Origin of the sequence: Nisaea sp., assembly GCF_017640745.1 — a bacterium.
In the GTDB taxonomy this organism is placed as follows: domain Bacteria; phylum Pseudomonadota; class Alphaproteobacteria; order Thalassobaculales; family Thalassobaculaceae; genus Nisaea.
On the sequence record NZ_JAEPQA010000002.1, the window covers coordinates 63801 to 83311 of the forward strand.

At 66.1% G+C, this 19511-nt stretch carries 16 protein-coding genes; 12 read left to right on the forward strand and 4 right to left on the reverse strand.

Going from position 1 to position 19511, the window contains the following annotated elements:
- Window positions 1-81 precede the first annotated feature (81 nt).
- The 4 genes from JJ959_RS02185 to purH all read left to right on the forward strand — a co-directional run bounded on the left by JJ959_RS02185 (window position 82) and on the right by purH (window position 6267).
- Window positions 82-2583, forward strand: coding sequence for an ATP-binding protein (locus JJ959_RS02185; protein WP_292879625.1), 2502 nt, complete (start codon window positions 82-84; stop codon window positions 2581-2583).
- A gap of 116 nt (window positions 2584-2699) precedes the next feature.
- Window positions 2700-3590, forward strand: coding sequence for a folate-binding protein (locus JJ959_RS02190; protein ID WP_292879626.1), 891 nt, complete (start codon window positions 2700-2702; stop codon window positions 3588-3590).
- A 101-nt stretch (window positions 3591-3691) separates the two neighbouring features.
- Complete coding sequence (locus JJ959_RS02195) at window positions 3692-4594, forward strand: DMT family transporter (protein WP_292879627.1); 903 nt, start codon at window positions 3692-3694, stop codon at window positions 4592-4594.
- Window positions 4595-4680: 86 nt separating this feature from the next.
- Window positions 4681-6267, forward strand: coding sequence for a bifunctional phosphoribosylaminoimidazolecarboxamide formyltransferase/IMP cyclohydrolase (gene purH / locus JJ959_RS02200; RefSeq protein WP_292879628.1), 1587 nt, complete (start codon window positions 4681-4683; stop codon window positions 6265-6267).
- 13 nt (window positions 6268-6280) lie between these two features.
- Here the strand turns inward: purH and mutY are convergent, their stop codons facing one another.
- Window positions 6281-7333 (reverse strand): A/G-specific adenine glycosylase, encoded by a 1053-nt coding sequence (mutY, locus tag JJ959_RS02205; protein WP_292879629.1) that lies wholly within the window; start codon window positions 7331-7333, stop codon window positions 6281-6283.
- 65 nt (window positions 7334-7398) lie between these two features.
- Here mutY and JJ959_RS02210 point away from each other — a divergent pair, with 65 nt between their 5' ends.
- From JJ959_RS02210 to JJ959_RS02245, 8 genes are all read left to right on the forward strand, one after another.
- Window positions 7399-7953: a DciA family protein gene (locus tag JJ959_RS02210; RefSeq protein ID WP_292879630.1), complete on the forward strand. Its 555-nt coding sequence runs from the start codon at window positions 7399-7401 to the stop codon at window positions 7951-7953.
- Between the two features lie 113 nt (window positions 7954-8066).
- A complete protein-coding gene (locus tag JJ959_RS02215; RefSeq protein WP_292879631.1) occupies window positions 8067-8684 on the forward strand; it encodes a DsbA family protein in 618 nt (205 codons plus the stop codon).
- 38 nt (window positions 8685-8722) lie between these two features.
- The gene (gene smc, locus JJ959_RS02220) at window positions 8723-12196 is read left to right on the forward strand and encodes a chromosome segregation protein SMC (RefSeq protein ID WP_292879632.1); all 3474 of its coding nucleotides are present in this window, start codon (window positions 8723-8725) and stop codon (window positions 12194-12196) included.
- 180 nt (window positions 12197-12376) lie between these two features.
- A complete protein-coding gene (locus tag JJ959_RS02225; protein ID WP_292879633.1) occupies window positions 12377-12748 on the forward strand; it encodes an AtpZ/AtpI family protein in 372 nt (123 codons plus the stop codon).
- Between the two features lie 12 nt (window positions 12749-12760).
- Window positions 12761-13483 (forward strand): F0F1 ATP synthase subunit A, encoded by a 723-nt coding sequence (locus JJ959_RS02230; protein WP_193183542.1) that lies wholly within the window; start codon window positions 12761-12763, stop codon window positions 13481-13483.
- A gap of 77 nt (window positions 13484-13560) precedes the next feature.
- Window positions 13561-13785 (forward strand): ATP synthase subunit C family protein, encoded by a 225-nt coding sequence (locus JJ959_RS02235; protein ID WP_193183540.1) that lies wholly within the window; start codon window positions 13561-13563, stop codon window positions 13783-13785.
- A gap of 76 nt (window positions 13786-13861) precedes the next feature.
- Window positions 13862-14449 (forward strand): F0F1 ATP synthase subunit B', encoded by a 588-nt coding sequence (locus JJ959_RS02240; protein WP_292879634.1) that lies wholly within the window; start codon window positions 13862-13864, stop codon window positions 14447-14449.
- Window positions 14449-14931: a F0F1 ATP synthase subunit B gene (locus tag JJ959_RS02245; protein ID WP_292879635.1), complete on the forward strand. Its 483-nt coding sequence runs from the start codon at window positions 14449-14451 to the stop codon at window positions 14929-14931. Before JJ959_RS02240 ends, JJ959_RS02245 begins: the two co-directional genes overlap by 1 nt.
- A gap of 57 nt (window positions 14932-14988) precedes the next feature.
- Here JJ959_RS02245 and JJ959_RS02250 read toward each other — a convergent pair whose 3' ends face one another.
- The 3 genes from JJ959_RS02250 to JJ959_RS02260 are packed head-to-tail and all read right to left on the reverse strand — an operon-like array spanning window position 14989 to window position 19509.
- Complete coding sequence (locus JJ959_RS02250) at window positions 14989-17004, reverse strand: CocE/NonD family hydrolase (RefSeq protein WP_292879636.1); 2016 nt, start codon at window positions 17002-17004, stop codon at window positions 14989-14991.
- A gap of 16 nt (window positions 17005-17020) precedes the next feature.
- Window positions 17021-18685, reverse strand: coding sequence for an ABC transporter ATP-binding protein (locus JJ959_RS02255; RefSeq protein ID WP_292879637.1), 1665 nt, complete (start codon window positions 18683-18685; stop codon window positions 17021-17023).
- Window positions 18682-19509: an ABC transporter permease gene (locus JJ959_RS02260; RefSeq protein WP_292879638.1), complete on the reverse strand. Its 828-nt coding sequence runs from the start codon at window positions 19507-19509 to the stop codon at window positions 18682-18684. Before JJ959_RS02260 ends, JJ959_RS02255 begins: the two co-directional genes overlap by 4 nt.
- Between the last annotated feature and the right edge of the window lie 2 nt (window positions 19510-19511).

Genomic DNA, 19511 nt, shown 5'->3' on the forward strand with positions numbered 1-19511 from the left:
ATCAACTTACGACTCATTTGAGAGCGCGCGCGATCTCTAGGGTTTCCTACGGTCTACTGCCTGGATTCGAGAGTTTTTCGAATGACAGAACCGAACTCCAGGCCATCGTCCGGCGGTTCCGGACGGCAATTCAGCCTCCTTGCGGATCTCTCGAATGATCTGGTGGCGTCGACGAACCTCTCGGAGGTTCGAGACCTCATCGCCTCGCGGTTACCCGAGATCCTGGATTGCGATCGCGCCCTGCTCGTGGTCAGGGGCGACGACGGTCGGGCGCAGGTTGTCGAGCCGAAGCGGCCGGAGGAGGTCGCGGACCTTTCCTCTCTCAGCGCGTTTGTGGACGCCTGCTTTCAGACCCGCGATGCGATAGCGAAGCCCCGGCTCCCGGCGGAAGACCCTGACCGTCTGTCGGCGATCGCGGCGCCGCTCATCGTCGCAGGAGAAATCCTGGGCGCGGTCGTCGCCATATCCGAAAACGCGGATGCGTTCTCCGGCACCGACCGGGACATCGTTCGCTCCGTCGCCGCACCGACGGCGGCAATGCTGTTTGCGTTCCGGAACGGAGCCGGCGATCTCGCCGCGGAACGGGATCGTTCGCGTCAGTTGCATGAAGATCTGGAAGCCGCGCTCCAGGCCATTCCGCACCCCATCGTGATCTACGACAAGGACTTCAATTTCCGCGCCTGGAACGACGCTTTCGTCGAGATTCAGGGATACACGAACGAGCTCATGAGGAAGATGGGGGGCATGGCCGGCCTGTTGCGGTACGAGCTCGAGACGAAAAAGACGGTCCCGAACATGACATTCGACGAGGTCTGGGAGCAGTACCAGCGGTACTACAAGACGCCGGATCTCGATTATTCGTACCAGTATTGGCCGAAGCGCGGAAAACACATCGAACGCAGAACGCGACAGACGGCATCCGGAGGCTGGGTTTCCGTTCTGGTCGACGTTACCGACTGGATGAACGATCAGGAGGAGATCCAGAGAGCGAAAGAGGATGCCGAAGCCGCCGCGCGCGCGAAGGCGACCTTCCTCGCGAATATGAGCCACGAGATCCGCACGCCGCTGAACGCGATCATCGGGTTCACGCAACTGGTGCTGCGGGGAGATCTCAGCGACAAGCATCGCGACCAGCTCACTCAGGTCGAGGGCTCCAGTCAGCTGCTGTTGAGGATTATCGACGACATTCTCGATTTTTCCCGGATCGATGCGGGGATGCTCGAACTGGAGCAGGTTTGCTTCGGCCGCGACGAGATCCTCAACAACGTCCTCACGCTGGCAGGCAACCAGATACGGTCTCCCGAGGTCGACCTGTACCTGTCTGTCGGCGACGGTGTGCCGGAAAGCTTTGTCGGCGATCCGCTCCGGCTTGCGCAGGTTCTTCTCAATCTCACCAGCAATGCCGTCAAGTTCACCCGCCGCGGTGCGATCACGCTGAGCCTTTCCCTTGTCGAACGGGAAGCAGAAGCTGCCACCGTGCGCTTCGATGTTATCGACTCAGGCATCGGAATGACGCCGGATCAGGTCGCGAAGCTGTTCAAGGCCTTCAGTCAGGCCGATTCATCCACGACGCGGCAATATGGCGGAACAGGTCTCGGGCTGGCGATCTCGCGCGCGCTCGTGGAACTGATGGGAGGGGAGATCGGCGTCGAAAGCGAGATCGATCGGGGCAGCACCTTTCATGTCACATTGAAGCTCGCGGTGGCGGAGGAATTGGAAGCCTCCCTCGCCAGCCATCGGGATGAGGGGGCCGAATGGCTGCGGGCCCTGGTTGTGGACGGGACCGAGATAGGGCGGGGCCTGATCTCTGCCGCTTTTGCGCGCGCCGGTGTCATCGTCGACGCCGTCGCGGACTGCGACGAAGCCGCAAGAGCGATTGGAGCGGCGACGCCGCCGTTCGATCTGGTCGTGCTCGACCGGACGTTGGCCAGCCCGGAGAATGCCGCGCGGCTGCGGTCCGCTCTCGATGAAAGACCCGCCGCCGAGGGATCCCGGACCGGCCGCAGGCTCCTGGTCGCCGCGAGCGGTCTCCAGGCTGACGAGGACAGTTTGCTGGAGGGCATGGACGGTCTGATGGCAAAGGCCGTTCCACCGGCGCAGTTGCGCGACCTGTTGCTCAAACAGTTCGGGCTGCAGCCGTCCGCCATCGGTCCCGACTCGGATCTCGAACAACGGCTCTCCGCCGACTTGAGCGGGATTTCCGTGCTCGTCGTCGAGGACAATGCGGTGAATCAGAAGGTCGCCCGGGAGATGCTGGAACGGATCGGAATCCATGTGACAGTCGCGGCGAACGGGCGCGAGGCGGTCGAGAAAGTCCTGTCGCAGCCGGCGTCCGCGTTCTCGGCCATTCTGATGGACCTTCAACTGCCGGAGATGGACGGCATCACCGCCGCACGCAAGATACTCGGCGACCCGGCCTATCGGTCGGTTCCGATCATTGCCATGACCGCAAATGCCTTTGGCGAGGACCGGATTCGGACGCGCGAGGCCGGCATGGTCGATCACATCGCGAAACCGATCGACCCGGTCAGGCTCTACGAAACGCTTGGCCGGCATAGAACCCGGGCCCCGGTTTCCTGCTGATCCGGGACGTTCTGCCAGAAGACCGTTGAAGTTCGCCCGGCGAATGGCAAGTTAGGGACGTAATGCGCGCCTCGATGCCGGGGTGCTGTCGCCCGCCATCCAGCCTCGGATGAAAGATGCCTGACTACATCGATCTCGTATCCCGCGCCGTCCTCTCCGTCTCCGGCCCGGATGCGCGCAAGTTCCTCCAGGGCCTTGTCTCCAACGACGTGGAGAAGGTGGCGCCGGAACGGGCGATCCATGCCGCCTTCCTGACGGCGCAGGGCAAGTATCTCTTCGATTTCTTCATTGCCGAGGTCGCGGGAGTGCTGCTGCTCGACTGCGAGGCCGACAGGCTGGCCGATTTCCAGAAGCGCCTCCGGCTCTACAAGCTGCGTTCCAAGGTCGAGATCGCGGATGCGTCCGACCGCTATGCCGTGCTCGCGGTGACCGGCGAGGACGCGGCGGACACGCTCGGGCTTGAAGGCGAGGCGGGCGCGGCGAAGGAGATCGAGGGCGGCGCGGTCTTCGTCGATCCGCGCCACGCCGGTCTCGGCGCGCGGGTGATCGTGGAGAAGGGCAGGCGGGACGCGTTCCTCGCCGGGGCCGGGCTTTCAGAAGGCACCTCTGAAGCCTACGACCGCACGCGCATCCGTCTCGGCGTGCCGGACGGCACCCGCGACATGCAGGTCGAGAAGACCGTGCTGCTCGAGGCCGGGTTCGACGAGCTGAACGGCGTCGACTGGCAGAAGGGCTGCTACATGGGCCAGGAACTGACCGCCCGCACCAAGTATCGCGGCCTGGTGAAGCGCCGCCTGATGCCGGTGAAGATCCTCGACGGCGAGATGCCCGCCCCCGGCACCCCGATCCTGCGCGACGAGCGCGAGGTCGGCGAGATCCGCTCCGGCAGCGGCGACATGGCGCTGGCGATGCTGCGCCTCAACGCGCTGGAGGATCTGGAGCATGCGGTGCTCAGTGCAGGCGGCAGTACAGTGCTGCCGGTGAAGCCGGACTGGGCGCGCTTCTAGGCTTCGGATTCACGGCCTTCCGGCACCATTGATATGCCGGCTCTTCGCTTGTGCGAAATGATGGCGGCCCATACCCTGCCATTGTGTCCTATATCCATTCGTTGAAGCTCTATTCCGCCCGTCTGCCGGCCCCGGTCCGCGGCGTGCTGCTCATGGCCCTTGCCGCGGCCATGTTCGTCTGCATGCACGCCATCATCCGCGACCTCGGCAAGAACGAGGGGCTGCATCCGTTCGAGATCGCCTTCTTCCGCAGCTTCCTCGGCCTGTTCGTTCTGGCCCCGCTGCTGATCCGCCAGCGCTTCCGGCCGCTCCACACCAATAATCTGAAGCTGCTCTTTCTGCGCGGCGCGGTGAATTCGGCGGCGATGCTGATGTTTTTCTACGGCCTTTCCATCACCCCGCTGGCGGAGGCGACGGCGCTCGGCTTCACCGCGCCGCTCTTCGCCACGTTGCTTGCGATGCTGTTCCTCGGCGAGGTGGTGCGGCTCCGGCGCTGGGTCGCCATCCTGATCGGTTTCGCCGGAACGCTGGTGATCATCCGGCCGGGGATGGTGGATGTCGGGCTCGGGCCGCTGCTCATCCTCGCCGCGACGGTGGTCTGGTCCTTCGCGCTCATCATCATCAAGTTCCTGACCCGGACGGAATCCAGCGTCACCATCACCGTCTATGCCTCGATCTTCCTCTCGCCCTTCACGCTCGCCGCCGCCGCCTTCTTCTGGCGCTGGCCCACGCCGGAGGAGGCGGGCTGGCTCTGCCTGATCGCGCTGCTCGGCACCGTCGCGCAGACCGCGATGAACCAGTCGCTGAAGCTGGCCGACGCCTCGGTCGTGCTGCCGGTCGATTTCAGCAAGCTGATCTGGGCCGCCTTTATCGGCTTCGTGATCTTCGAGGAACTGCCGGACATCTACACCTGGATCGGCGGGGCGATGATCTTCGTCTCCACCACCTATATCGCGGTGCGTGAATCCCGCCTGAAGAAGCAGGCGGCGAAAGCTGCGGCATAAAGCGCGGCCCGGTTGACCCGGAGCCGCTTCCCGCGCATAAGCAGGCCCGGTTTCCGCAACTCCATTTTCAGAACGGGTCCTGACCAATGGCTGCCGATCTCGTCCGCGTTTCCCGCGCCCTCATCTCCGTTTCCGACAAGACTGGGCTGATCGAGCTCGGCAAGGCGCTCGCCGCGCACGGCGTCGAGATCCTCTCGACCGGCGGCACCGCCAAGGCGCTGGCCGCGGCCGGCGTGCCGGTGAAGGAGGTCGCGGACCATACCGGCTTCCCCGAGATCATGGACGGACGGGTGAAGACCCTGCACCCGGCGATCCATGGCGGCCTGCTGGCGCTGCGCGACAATGCGGAGCACGTCGCGGCGATGGAGAAGCACCAGATCGCGCCGATCGATCTGCTGGTGGTGAACCTCTATCCCTTCGAGAGCACGCTCGCCTCCGGTGCCGGCTACGACGATTGCGTCGAGAATATCGATATCGGCGGCCCGGCGATGATCCGCGCCGCCTCCAAGAACCACGGCCATGTCGCGACCGTGGTCGATCCGGAAGACTATGCCGAGCTGATCGGCGAGCTCGACGCCAACAAGGGCGCGACCAGCTACGCGCTCCGCCGCAAGCTGGCCTCCATCGCCTATGCCCGGACAGCGGCCTATGACAGCGCCATCTCCACCTGGCTCGCGGCCGAGATCGGCGACAAATACCCGCGCCGCATCACCTTCTCCGGCGCGGCCCCGCAGATCATGCGCTACGGCGAGAACCCGCATCAGTCCGCCGCCTATTACAGCAGCGGCGATCCGCGTCCGGGCGTCGGCAATGCCGAGCAGATCCAGGGCAAGGAACTCAGCTTCAACAACCTGAACGACACCGACGCCGCCTTCGAGCTGGTCGCCGAGTTCGACGACAAGCCGGCCATCGCCATCATCAAGCACGCCAATCCGTGCGGCGTCGCCGTGGCGGACGATCTCGTCACCGCCTACAAGCGCGCCTTCGCCTGCGACACGGTCAGCGCCTTCGGCGGCATCATCGCCGCCAACCGCAAGCTCGACGGCGCGACGGCCGAGGAGATCTCGAAGATCTTTACCGAGGTCATCATCGCTCCGGAGGCGGACGAGGATGCGCTGAAGGTGCTCGCCGCGAAGAAGAATCTCCGCCTGCTGCTGACCCACGGGATGCCGGACCCCAATGCCGCCGCCCGCACCGTGCGCAATGTCGCCGGCGGTTATCTGGTGCAGGACAAGGACAACGGACGCGTCACGGCCGCCGACCTCAAGGTCGTCACGAAGCGCCAGCCGACCGCCCAAGAGCTCGCCGACATGCTGATGGCCTTCCGGGTTTGCAAGCATGTGAAGTCGAACGCGATCATCTATGTGAAGGACGGCGCCACCGTCGGCATCGGCGCCGGGCAGATGAGCCGGGTCGACAGCGCCCGCATCGCCGCCTCCAAGTCCCGCGACATGGCGGAGGCCGCCGGCGCGAGCCAGCCGGGCACGATCGGCTCGGTCGTCGCCTCCGACGCTTTCTTCCCCTTCGCCGACGGGTTGCTCTCGGCCGCCGAAGCCGGCGCCACGGCGGTGATCCAGCCGGGCGGCTCCATGCGCGACGACGAGGTGATCGCCGCGGCCGACGAGAAAGGCCTCGCGATGGTCATGACGGGGATGCGCCACTTCCGGCATTAAGCCGGAAGAACGATCAGGTGTGGCGGAGAACGTGCTTCGCGATCTTCGCCATGACCGACGGTAGCCCCACTTCTCCGACCTTCTCGACCGGATGCCAGAAACAGTCCGCCGGCTTCGAGCCTGTCGCGCGGCCGCGATAGACCTCCAGCTCGAGATGGAAATGCGTGAAGGTGTGGCGCACCAGTCCCGGCAGCTTCACCCATTCCGTCCGGACCGGGGCCTCGGCGAGGGCGCGGTTCAGCGGCTGCTCCTCCTCCCGCCACTCGCTTGACGGGATCTCGACCATTCCCCCCAGAAGCCCGCTCGGCGGTCGGCGGCGGAGCAGGATCTCGCCGCGGCCGTTGGCGATCCAGAAGGCGACGCCCTTGCGGGTCGGTTTCGGAGCCTTCTTTTTCTTCTTCGGCAGCTCCTCCGCGATGCCCGCGATCCGTCCGGCGCAAGGGGCGCTCCAGGGGCAGGTGAGGCATTTCGGCTTGCGCGGGGTGCAGATCGTGGCGCCGAGATCCATCACCGCCTGGGCGTAGTCACCGGGCCGATGCTCGGGCGTGAGCGCGGCGGCGAGCTGCTTCAGTTCCGGCTTGGCGTCGGGCAGCGGGGTCTCGACCGCGTGCATCCGCGCCATCACCCGCTCGAAATTGCCGTCGACCGGGGTCGCGGGAATGTCGAAGGCGATGGCGGCAATGGCGGCGGCGGTATAGGGGCCGATTCCCGGCAGGGTCAGCAGGCCCTCCTCGGTCTCGGGAAAGCGGCCCTTGTGTTCGTCGCGCACGACGCCAGCGCATTTGTGCAGGTTGCGGGCGCGGGCGTAATAGCCGAGCCCCGCCCATTCGGCGAGCACGTCCTCGACCGGCGCGTCGGCGAGCGCGGTGACGTTCGGCCAGCGGGCGAGGAAGCGGGTGAAATAGGGGCCGACGGCGGCGACCGTGGTCTGCTGCAGCATGATCTCGCTGAGCCACACATGGTAGGGATCCGCCGTTCCGCCGGGGGCGCTGCGCCAGGGCAGGCGGCGGTGGTGGCGGTCGTACCAGTCGAGCAGCAGGGCGGGCAGGGACGCGGGCGCGGGCACTTCAGCGAATTTCCATTGGGTCTCGGGCCGGAGCCCTTACATTAGGGCAGGAGGAGTGGGCGGCAATGGCTGACGACGGTACCAAGGAGCAAACGGCGCGCGCAAAGCGGCATTACAGCGGCCTGACGCGGGTCGCCGCCGTCGCGCCGGGGCTCGGCGACAAGGCGATGCGGCAGCGCGGTTTCACCGAATCGCGCATCGTCAGCGACTGGCCCGCCATCGTCGGAGAGGTGCTGGCGCTCGACACGGCGCCGGAAAAGCTGGTCTTCGCCCGCGGCTCGACCGGCGGGGGCACCCTGCATCTGAGGGTCGCCGGGGCCGCGGCGCTCGAGGTGCAGCATCAGATTCCCCAGATCATCGAACGTATCAACACCGTCTTCGGCTACGGCGCCATCGGACGAATCGCGCTGAAGCAGGGCCCGCTGCCGAAACGGCGGGAGAGCACGCGGCCGAAGCTGCGTCCGCTCGCGCCGCAGGAGGAAAGCCGGATCCACGAGAGTGTCTCCGGCGTCGGGCGCAGTGACCTCCGGCAGGCGCTGGAGGATCTCGGCAAGGCCGTCACCGCCCGCTCGAAGGCAAAGGGCGCTGACGGCACCGTGAAAAAACGGACCAATTCCTGACATGATTGCGGGGCAGTCTGTCCGGTGTCGCGGTCCGAGGCCGTGTTTTCAGACGGTTGCGGGCGGGAAAAAGCCGCACTAGAATTTCAACATCTTGTAACAGGAGGCAATAAGTGCGCCGTAGAACACTAAATCTTGTGTTGGGTCTTGGTCTGATCGCGCCCGTGGCGGGGATGCTGCCGCTGCCGGCTCTGGCCGAAGGCGTGGATATGGAGGTCGCGACCGCACCCCGGATTCTCGGCAATCCGGACGCGAAGCTGCTGATCACGGAATATTTCTCCATGACCTGCCCGCACTGCGCACGCTTCCACAACGAGGTCCTGCCGAAGCTGAAGGAAGCCTATATCGATACCGGCAAGATCCGCTTTGAATTCAAGGACTTCCCGCTCGACCAGTGGGCGCTTCGCGCCTCCGCCATGGCGCGCTGCCTCGACGGCAAGCGCTACTTCGCGATGGTCGAGATCCTGATGAAGAAGCAGGAAGCCTGGTCGCGGGCGAACGATCCCTATGGCGCGCTGGTCAAGCTCGGCAAGCTCGCGGGGCTGTCGGAAGCCCAGATCGACGCCTGCATGAACGACGAGAAGCTGATCGACTACATCCTGAACGAGCGCCTGACGGCGAGCCGGGATCTCGGCATCACCGCGACGCCCTCCTTCATGATGAATGGACGCAAGCTCGACGGTGTGTTCACCTTCGAGTCCTTCGAGGAGGCGATCTCGGCCGCGCTCTGAGGCGCGGCGCGGGGCCGGCATTGAGGAGCGTCTAACGGGTGCATCTCTCCAAACTCCGTCTTTCGGGCTTCAAGTCCTTCGTCGATCCGACCGAGCTCGTGATCGAGGAGGGCATGACCGGGGTTGTCGGGCCGAACGGCTGCGGCAAGTCGAATCTGGTCGAGGCCCTCAGATGGGTGATGGGAGAGACCTCCGCCAAGCAGATGCGCGGCGGGGAGATGGACGACGTTATCTTTGGCGGTACCTCCAACCGGCCGGCCCGCAACCTCGCCGAGGTCGCCCTCCTGGTGAACAACGAGGACCGGACGGCCCCGGCGGCGCTGAACGATTCGCCCGAACTTGAGGTGACCCGGCGGATCGAGCGCAGCAAGGGCTCTGCCTACCGGGTGAACGGCCGCGAGGTCCGGGCCCGCGATGTGCAACTGCTCTTCGCCGATGCCGGGACCGGCGCCCGTTCCGCCGGGCTCGTCAGCCAGGGCCGGATCGGCGCCATCATCAACGCGAAACCGTCCGAGCGCCGCATCCTGCTGGAAGAGGCCGCCAATATCCGCGGCCTCTACACGCGGCGGCGCGAGGCGGAGATCCGGCTCCGGGCGGCGGAAACCAATCTCGAACGGCTGGAAGACGTGCTGAAGGCGCTCGAAGGCCAGCTCCACGGTCTCCGCCAGCAGGCCAAGCAGGCGCAGCGCTACCGCACCGTCGCCGAGCAGATCCGCTCCGCCGAATCGGTGCTGCTGCACCGGCGCTGGGGAGCCACCAAGGAGGAGCGGGCCGCCGCCGGCAAGGTGCTGGCCGAGGCCTCGGACGCGGTCGCGGCGGCGACTCAGAAGGCCGCCGAGGCGAGTACTGTGCAGACCGAGACCGCAGCGACGCTGCCGTCGCTCCGCGAGGCCGAGGCGGCGGCTGCGGCGGAACTGCAGCGCCTGACCCTGGCGCGGGCCGAACTGGACAACGAGGAACGCCGGATCGTCACGGCGAAGAGCGAGGCAGAAACCCGTCTCCGCCAGATCGCCGCCGACCTCGAGCGCGAGCTATCGCTGTCGGTGGACGCGGCCGAGGCGCTGGAGCGGCTGCAGGCGGAGCATGCCGCGATCGCCGCCGCCCGCGAGGGCGAGGCCGAGGCGCAGGCGGAGGCGAGCGCGGCGCTAGCCGAGATCAACCGGGCGGCCGACGCGCTGGAGACCCGGCTCTCCGAGATGACCGAGCATATCGCCACCACCGAGGCACGGCGGGCCAGCCTGCAGCGTCAGGCGCGAATGGCGCGCGAGCAGGTCGAGCGGCTGACGCGGCAGATCGAGAAGCTGGAGGAGGATCGCCAGCGGCTCAAGGACTCGGCGGCGGGACCGGGCGAGGTCGAAGCGGCGGAAAAGGCGGTGACCGATTCGGAAGCGGCGCTGGAAGCCGCCCGCGAGGCCTCCGAGACGTCCGAGACCGCACGCAACGAGGCCTCCGAGGCCGAAAGCGCGGCCCGCACGGCCCTGCAGGAGGTCGAATCGGGGCTGGCGCGGCTGACCGCCGAGGCTTCGGCGCTGGAACAGATCCTCGCCGGCGACGGAGAGGAGGGCGATGCCGCCCCGATCCTGGATGCTCTCTCGGCGGAACCGGGATACGAAACCGCGCTCGGCGCGGCGCTCGGCGACGACCTGACCGCGCCGCTGGTCGAGGGCGAGGCGGCGCAGAAACGTTACTGGAGCGGGGCGTCCGGCACGCCCTCCGGCGCCGCGCTGCCCGACAGTGTCGAGCCGCTTTCCGCACGCGTGAAAGCCCCGGCCGCCCTCGCGCGCCGTCTGGCGGCGACCGGCGTGGTCGAGGATTTCGAGACCGCGCGGAAACTGCAGCCGGCCCTGAAGGACGGCCAGCGTCTGGTCAGCCGCGACGGGGGGCTCTGCCGCTGGGACGGGTTCGTCACCGCGCCGGGCGCTCCGAGCAGCGCCGCCGTCCGCCTGCAGCAGCGCAACCGTCTGGCGGCGCTGAAGGGCGAGATTGCCAGTGTCGAGACGACCCGCGCGGCGGCGGCGGAGAAACTGGAGGCGGCGCGGGTCTCCCAGCGCGAGGCCGTCGAAGCCGAGAAGGCCGCGCGCGAGGCGATGCGGACCGCGCTGCAGGAGAACGAGACCGCCCGCACCCGGCGCGCGAAGCTGGCGGCGCTGCTCGCCGAGATCGAGTCCAAGCTCTCCGCACTCGACGACACGAAAGTGCGGTACGAGGGGGAAATCGAGGAGGCGGAGCGTCAGCGCACGCAGGCGGAAGCCGCCGAGGTCGAACTCGACGACGTCGCCAAGCTCAGGGCGGAGAGCGCCGGCTACCGTCAGGAGCTCGCCGACAAGCGCAACGCGCTGGCCGAGGCCCGCAGCGCCCACGACCGGCTGATGCGCGAGGCGGAGGCGCGGCGCACCCGCCTCTCCGCCATCGAGGGCGAGATCAAGAGCTGGTCGGACCGTAACGAGCGGGCGGCAGCGCGTAAGGAGGAGCTGACCCAGCGCCAGGTCTCCGAGACGGCTGAGATCGAACGGCTGGACGCGCGCCCGGCGGAGATCGAGAAGCAGCGCACTGCCCTGATCTCTTCCATTTCGGCGTCCGAGGCGAAGCGCAAGGAGGCTGCCGACGTGCTGGCGGAGGCCGAAGCGCGGCAGCGCGCGGCGGACGAGACGGCTCGGCAGGCGGACCGCGAACTGGCCGAGGCCCGCGAGGCGCATATCCGCGCCGAAGGCGTGCTGGAGCAGATCAACCAGGCCATCGCCGCCCTGCGCGAGCGCATCCTTGAACGGCTCGAATGCCGCCCGGATGAGATCCTCGAGAAGGCCGGGATCGATCCGGCAGCGCCGCTGCCCGATGCCGAGGAAGTCAGCCGCCGGCTGGAACGCCTGACCCAGGAGCGCGAGCGCATCGGCGCCGTCAACCTGCGCGCCGAGCAGGAGGTCTCCGAGCTGGAGGAGAGAATCGCCGGCATGGAGAGCGAGCGCGACGACCTGATCCAGGCGATCGCCCGGCTGCGCGGCGCGATTCAGACCCTGAACCGCGAGGGCCGCCAGCGCCTGCTCGATTCCTTCGACAAGGTGAACGCGCACTTCCAGGATCTCTTCACCCGGCTCTTCGGCGGCGGGCAGGCGCATCTGAAGATGGTCGAGGACGACGATCCGCTGGATGCCGGGCTCGAGATCATGGCCAGCCCCCCGGGCAAGAAGATGCAGGTCATGTCGCTGCTCTCCGGCGGCGAGCAGGCGCTGACCGCGGTGGCGCTGGTCTTCGCCGCCTTCCTGACGAACCCCTCGCCGATCTGCGTGCTCGACGAGGTCGACGCGCCGCTCGACGACACCAACGTCGACCGTTTCTGCACCCTGCTGCAGGAGATCAGCAAGCAGACGGGGACCCGTTTTCTCGTTATCACTCACCACCGGCTGACCATGGCCCGCATGGACCGGCTGTTCGGCGTGACCATGGCAGAACGCGGCGTCAGCCAGCTCGTTTCCGTCGATTTGGCGGGCGCCGTCGAGCTCCGCGACGCGAGTTAGTCGGCGGCGGTCTTCTGCGTCTTCTTTAAACCTATTCAAAATCAATAAGTTACGAGCTTTTTCGCGCTGCGGCTTCCGCCTTGACAGGGGAGGGGTGCCTCCGTATGTTTGCGGCGCTTTTGCGGGTCAGGCCTGCGGAAGCGGGGTACTTCACCGGCTTCGGCCGTTCGGGATCGCTCCATGTCAGGTGAAAAACCTAGCGATCCTCCCTCGCTGGACGATCTGGATGCCAGATTGCGCCGGGCCCGGGGAGAGGATCAGGGAGAGAGCGGACCGAAGGGGACGCGTGGTTCGGTTGCCGCCGAGGGTTTCGGAATGGCGATGCGGATCGGCGTGGAGCTGGTCGCCGGCGTCGGCGTCGGGGCCGGTATCGGGTACCTCCTGGACAGTTGGCTTGGGACCGCACCCTGGCTGCTCATACTGTTCTTCTTCCTGGGCGCTGCCGGCGGCATGATGAATGTCTACCGCGCCGCGACGGGAGAAGGGTTGCAGGTGGGATACAAGCGGTCCTCGACGAACAAACGGTCTGACGGACAGACCGGGGACGAGTAAGGGGAACGAGGCGTGGCATCACCGGTCGCACAGTTTGAGCTGAAAACGCTGATCCCGATCGAGGTCGGCGGTGTCGATCTCTCCTTCACCAATTCCGCCGCCTGGATGGTTCTGGCGATCGCCGGCGTGACCGCGTTCCTGACGCTGTCCATGAGCGGCCGCCGCCTGGTTCCGGGCCGCTGGCAGCTGATGGCCGAGCTCTCCTACGAGTTCATCGCCAACATGGTGAAGGACAATGTCGGCAGCGAGGGCCGCAAGTACTTCCCGTTCGTGTTCTCCCTCTTCATGTTCATCCTGGCCTGCAACCTCTTCGGCATGCTGCCCTACAGCTACACGCCGACGAGCCAGATCATCGTCACCTTCGCCATGGCCTTCGTGGTCTTCATCGGCGTGACGATCATCGCGCTTGCACGGCACGGCCTGCACTTCTTCACCTTCTTCTTCCCGTCCGGCGCGCCGGTCTACATGGCGCCGCTGTTGATCCCGATCGAGGTGATTTCCTACTTCGTGCGTCCGGTCAGCCTCTCGGTTCGTCTCTTCGCGAACATGATGGCCGGCCACACCATGCTGAAGGTGTTCGGCGGCTTCGTCATCGCCCTCGGCGTCTTTGGGGTTGCACCCCTTGCCCTGATTGTGGCACTGACCGCCTTCGAAATCCTGGTGGCGGTGCTTCAGGCATACGTTTTCACCATTCTCACCTGCCTCTACCTGCACGATGCGATCCATCTGCACTGAGGCCTGAGACGAACTGAACGCGGGCCGGGTCACCGGCCCGTTTTGTGAACTACGTGATCCAAAGGAAGGATTAGATCATGGACGTTGAAGCCGCGAAGATGATTGGCGCCGGTATCGCTGTTATCGCCCTCATGGGTGTTGGCGTTGGTATCGGAAACATCTTTTCCACGCTCGTTGCCTCCATCGCCCGCAACCCGGCGGCCCGCGGTGAAGTCTTCGGCATCGGCATCCTGGGCTTCGCCCTGACGGAAGCCGTCGCGCTGTTCGCGCTGCTGATCGCGTTCCTCATCCTGTTCTCCTAAGACCGGTTTTCCGGGAGCCGGCTCCGGCCGGCTTCCGCGGTTTCAAGTGAGTACTGGAACGGAATTGGACGGCGGCATGACACGCTATCTCAAGAATTCGGCTGCGTTCGGCATCACCGGAGCGATTGCTCTGGCGGCCGAAGGTGCGCTGGCTGCCAGCGACGGCGGCGGGACCCTGCCGCAGCTCGATATCGGTACGTTCCCGACCCAGGTCTTCTGGCTCTTCGTCACGTTCATCGTGCTCTATATCGCGATGACGAAGATCGCGATCCCGCGCATCGAGTTCGTGCTTGAAGAACGGCACAGCAAGCTCGCGGAAGATCTCGACAAGGCCGGCAAGCTGAAGGCGGACGCCGAAGAGGTTCAGGCCAACTACGAGAAGGCGCTGGCGGATGCCCGCGGCTCGGCCCATGAACTGGTCGGCGCGGCCAAGGACGAAGCTTCCAAGGCGAACGCCAAGGCCGAGGCCGAAGCGGATGCCGCTGCTGTGAAGAAGGTCAAGGAAGCCGAGGCCAGCATCGAGGCCGCGCGCACCGAAGCCCTCTCCAACGTCAAGGACGTGGTGAGCGAGGTTGCCGGTGAAGCGGTCCAGAAGCTGATCGGCGTCAAGGTCACCAAGACCGAGCTCAACAAGGCCGTGGCCGCAGCGATGGAGGCAAAATAATGCTCCAGGATCCGACTTTCTGGGTCGCGATTGCCTTCGTCATCTTCGTCGTCCTGGCGATCAAGCCGGTGGTCTCGAAGGTTGGCGGCATGCTGGACGAGAAGTCCGCTGCGATCGCGGCTCAACTGCAGGAAGCAGAGTCCCTGCGCGAAGACGCTCAGGCGGCGCTCGCCAATTACCAGCGCCTGCAGCGCGACGCTCTCAAGGAAGCCGAAGAGATCGTTTCGCATGCAAAGGAAGAGGCCGCCCGCATCCGCAAGGAAGCGAAAGAGCACCTCGCCGAGACCCTGAAGCGCCGGGAAGAGCAGGCGGCCGAGAAAATCGCCCGCGCCGAGGCCCAGGCCCTGCAGGACGTGCGCAATCAGGCAGTCGAACTTGCCATGGCCGCGACCGGCAAGCTGCTGGCGGACAAGGTGACCCCCGAGGTCAATGCCAAGATCCTGAAAAGCGCGGTAGACGAGCTTCCGAACCGTCTCCAGTAAATTGCTTAGACGAGCACTGAAAGAGCCCCGCTTCGGCGGGGCTTTTTTGTATTGCGGTCAGAGGAAATTGCGGGGAATGGCTTCCTCGAAATCCTTCTCGAAGATAAGCGCGCCGCTCTCGTAGGCCTCGATCCGCCCTGTGACGTGGAAATGCGTCGCATCGCCGGTGAGCGTGCAATAGGTCTCCGTGCTCACCTGCCAGTCCTCGCGCGAGAGGTCCTGGCTCCAGTGCGTCTCCATGCGGGCGCTGAGCGGATCACCGGGCCGGATCGTGTAGCTCTCGCGGGCGATATGTCCGGTCGTCAGGTCCAGTTCGACGATCCTGTCGCGGCCGAAATCGTCGAAGATCTCGATCCGCTGCAGGCCGCTTTCCACGTCGGTGATCACCGTCCGTGTGTTCGTCGCGGGGCGCAGGATCTCCTTCTCCAGCGGCGGCGCGGCTTCGGCCTCTTCGAAGGGTTCATAAGGCTTGGCCAGGTGCTCGGCGCGCCGTTCGGGCAGGTTGAGCGTGCTCGTGCCCGTCGAGAGAGTGAGCGTGACCGGTTCGGGCGCCGGCCAGATCATCGGCCAGTAGTTGGTCGAAAGCGCGAGGCGGATTCGGTGTCCCTCCGGCACCGCGTAGGCGACGTCGTCGAGCTTGAGGCTGATGCGGTACGCCTGACCCGGCTTGAGCGCTTCGGGCGTCTCGTGGCTGTTCCTGTGTGTCAGGTTCAGCACGCCGTAGGTGATCCGGGTGGAGGTCCCGTCCGGCGCGATGTCGTTCAGTCGTGCGATAAGGTGCGCGACCGGTCTGTCGCTCGAGAGTTCGAGGTCGAGTTCCGCCGCGCCGAGGATTTCGAAGTCGGTCTCCAGCGGAGCCGTGTCGAAGCAGAGCGAGCCCGCATCGTCGACCCGCTGGTCGGTCGGACCCTCGGGGCCGAGCCAGATCATGCAGTACTCCCCGCCCGCCTGACCGACGGTTTCGGGCGAGCGGATGATCGCTTTCCCGGTCGTGCCCGGGGTCTCCGACAGAGTCCCGTCCGTCAGGTGATAGCGTTTCGGTGTCACGTTCGGCGAGGGCCAGGCGGGTTCGGCGCACCAGCGGCCGTCGCGAACCCTGTAGGCGGCCTTCGGCGGGGCCGAGGCCTGCATATAGACCCGGAGCATCGGGTCGGCCTCGACGCTCCGGTCGAGGCCCTTCAGCCACTGGTCCCACCAGCGCAACGCTTCCTGCAGGAAGCCGATGGCGGGACCGGGCACGGCAAAATGCGGATATTTGTGCAGCCAGGGTCCAATGATGCCGCGGCGGAAGCCGGGAAGCTTCTCCAGCATCCGCGGGACGGCGTTGCTGTAGGCATCCGACCAGCCGCCGACCGCGAGCACCGGAATATCGACCTTGCTGTAATCCTCGCAGATCGAGCCGTGCTTCCAGAACGCGTCCCGGGTCTGGTGTTTCAGCCAGTTGGCGATCAGCAGCGGTTCCGCCTCCAGCCGTTTCAGCCAGGTCTCACGCCAGCTCTCGCCGACGAGGGCGGGATCCGGCGGGCGGGACGAGTAGGAGAGCATGGTCGAGGACCAGCCCATATTCTCGTTCAGCATCGCCCCGCCCTTGTAGTGGATGTCGTCCGCGTAGCGATCGTCGGTCGAGCAGAGCGTGATGACGGCCTTCAGGGCGTCCGGTTGGCGGAAGGCAACCTGCAATCCGTTGAAGCCGCCCCAGGAGATGCCGATGATGCCGACCGCGCCGGAGCACCAGGGCTGCGCGACCAGCCAGTCGATCACCTCCAGGCAGTCGTCCTGTTCCTGGGCGAGGTACTCGTCCTCCATGATCCCCTCGGACTCGCCGTTGCCGCGCATGTCGACGCGGATCGCGGCATAGCCGTGACCGGCGAAATAGGGATGGGTCAGGGCGTCGCGCACCGAGGTGCCGTCGCGCTTGCGGTAGGGGAGATATTCGAGGATCGCCGGAACCGGCGCCTTCTCCGCGCCCTCAGGCAGCCAAATCCGGGCGGCGACGCGGCAGCCGTCGGAAAGTGTGATCCACGTGTTCTCGATTTCCCGCACCTGGTGCGGAAACTGGCCGACAATCTTCATCGGGACGTCCTCGGTCTTAGTGGTCGGCGGCTTTCAGCACCCGGCCCTGCTTTGCCTGTTCGGCCCGGTCTGCCAGCAGCTTGTCGAGCCAGTCCGGATCCATTTCCGGCACGGAGGAGAGCAGCAGGTCGGTGTAGTCGTGGTGCGGCGGCTTGAACATTTCCGTCTTCGGCCCGTGCTCGACAACCTTGCCCTGATACATGACCACCACCTCGTCGGCGATCGCCCGCACCGTGGCGAGGTCGTGGGTGATGAACATGTAGGAGAGGCCGAGATCGTCCTGCAGGCGCTGCAGCAGCTTCAGGATGTCTTCCGCGACCAACTGGTCGAGCGCGGAGGTCACCTCGTCGCAGATGATGAGCTGCGGCTCGGCGGCGAGCGCCCGGGCGATGCAGATGCGCTGCTTCTGCCCGCCCGAGAGTTCCGTCGTCAAACGGTCGATATAGTCATCGGGATCGAGCTCGATCATGGTCAGAAGTTCGCGCACCCGGTCCTCGAGCTGTTTGCCCGTGAGGCCGAGATAGAAACTGACCGGGCGGCCGATCACGTCGCGGATGCGCTGGCGCGGGTTCAGTGCCGTGTCGGGCATCTGGTAGATCATCTGCATGCGGCGGAGCTGGTCCTTGCCGCGCTGCTTGTAGCTGAGCGGCATCTCCTCGCCGTCGTAGCTCACGGCCCCGCTCTTCGCGGGCAGCAGTCCGGTGATGACCCGGGCGAGCGTGCTCTTGCCCGAGCCGGACTCGCCGACGATCGCAACGGTGCGCTTGCGATGGATATCGACCGAGACACCATGCAACACCGGCACGTCGCCATAGGCGGCGGTCACGTTGTCGACCTTGAGCAGCGGGGCCTCCCCGGCCGGTATGGGATGTTCCGGGCGCCGGAAGCTGCGCACCGAGAGCAGGTCGCGCGTGTAGTCTTCCTTGGGCGCCGCCAGCATGGCGCGGGTCTCGCCTTCCTCGACCAGGTTGCCGTGGCGCAGAACCATGATCCGGTCGGCCATCTGGGCCACCACGGCAAGGTCGTGGGTAATATAGATCGCCGCCGTGTCGAAGGCCTCGACCGCGTCGCGGATCGCCGCCAGAACCTCGATCTGGGTGGTGACGTCGAGCGCCGTGGTCGGCTCGTCGAAGATGATCAGGTCCGGCTTGCAGGACATCGCCATCGCGGTCATTGCGCGTTGCAGCTGACCGCCGGAAACCTGGTGCGGGTAGCGCAGGCCGATGCCGTCCGGATCCGGGAGCTGCAGGCGGGCGAAGAGGGCCTTCGCCTCCTCCTCGGACTGCGCCCTGCTGCTGAGCCCGTGCTGGACCGGCGCTTCGGTGAACTGGTCGATCAGCCGGTGCGCCGGGTTGAAGGCCGCCGCCGCGCTCTGCGCCACATAGGCGATGCGAGCGCCCCAGATCTTGCGCTTCTCGTCCTCTCCGGCTTTGGCGAGATCGGTGCCGTCGAACAGGATCTCTCCACCGGTGATGCGGCAGCCGTCGCGGGCGAAGCCCATGGCAGCGAGGCCGATGGTGGATTTGCCGGCCCCGGACTCGCCGATCAGGCCGAGCACCTCTCCCTTGTGGAGGTCGAGATCGACGCCGTGCACGATCTCGGTCCAGTGGTCGCCGCTCTGGCCCTCGATGCGCAGCCCGCGGATGCGGACGAGGATGTCCTTGTCGTTGTGCTCGCTCATTCCTTCAATCCGCTTGCCTTGTGGAGGAACCAGTCGACGACGAAATTGACCGCGACCGTCAGCAGCGCGATGGCGGCTGCCGGCATCAGCGGCGTGATGTCTCCGAAGGTGATCAGGGTCGCGTTGTCACGGACCATGGAGCCCCAGTCGGCGGTCGGCGGCTGGATGCCGAGGCCGAGGAAGCTGAGGGCGCTGATGAAGAGGAAGACGAAGCAGAAGCGCAGGCCGAATTCCGCCACAAGCGGCGGCAGGGCGTTCGGCAGCACCTCGCGCGTCATGATCCACCAGAGGCCCTCGCCGCGGAGGCGCGCGGCCTCGACATAATCCATCACCACGATCCCCATGGCGACGGCGCGGGCGAGCCGGAAGACCCGGGTCGATTCCAGCACCGCGATGACCAGCACCATGTTGGTGATCGAGGTGCCGACGATGGTCAGGACCAGAAGGCCGAAGATCAGCGCCGGGATCGCCATCAGAACGTCGACGATGCGGGAGAGCAACTGGTCGACCCAGCCCGAGATCGTCGCCGCGAGGAAGCCGGTGACGGAGCCGAGAAGGAAGGCGAGCGCGGTCGTGAGGAACGCGATGCCGATCGTGTTCCGCGCGCCGTAAATCAGCCGGGTGAGCATGTCCCGGCCGAGGCTGTCCGTGCCGAGCACGAAGCCTTCGCCCCAAGGTTCGAACTCCGCCCCGACGATTTCGGTTTCGCCGTACGGCGTGAGGACCGGGGCGAAGATCGCGATGAAGCTGTAGGCGAAGATGATAAAGAGCCCGAACAGCGCCGTCGGCGGCGCGCTCCGAAGCAGTCTGAGAGTGGCGTCCATGG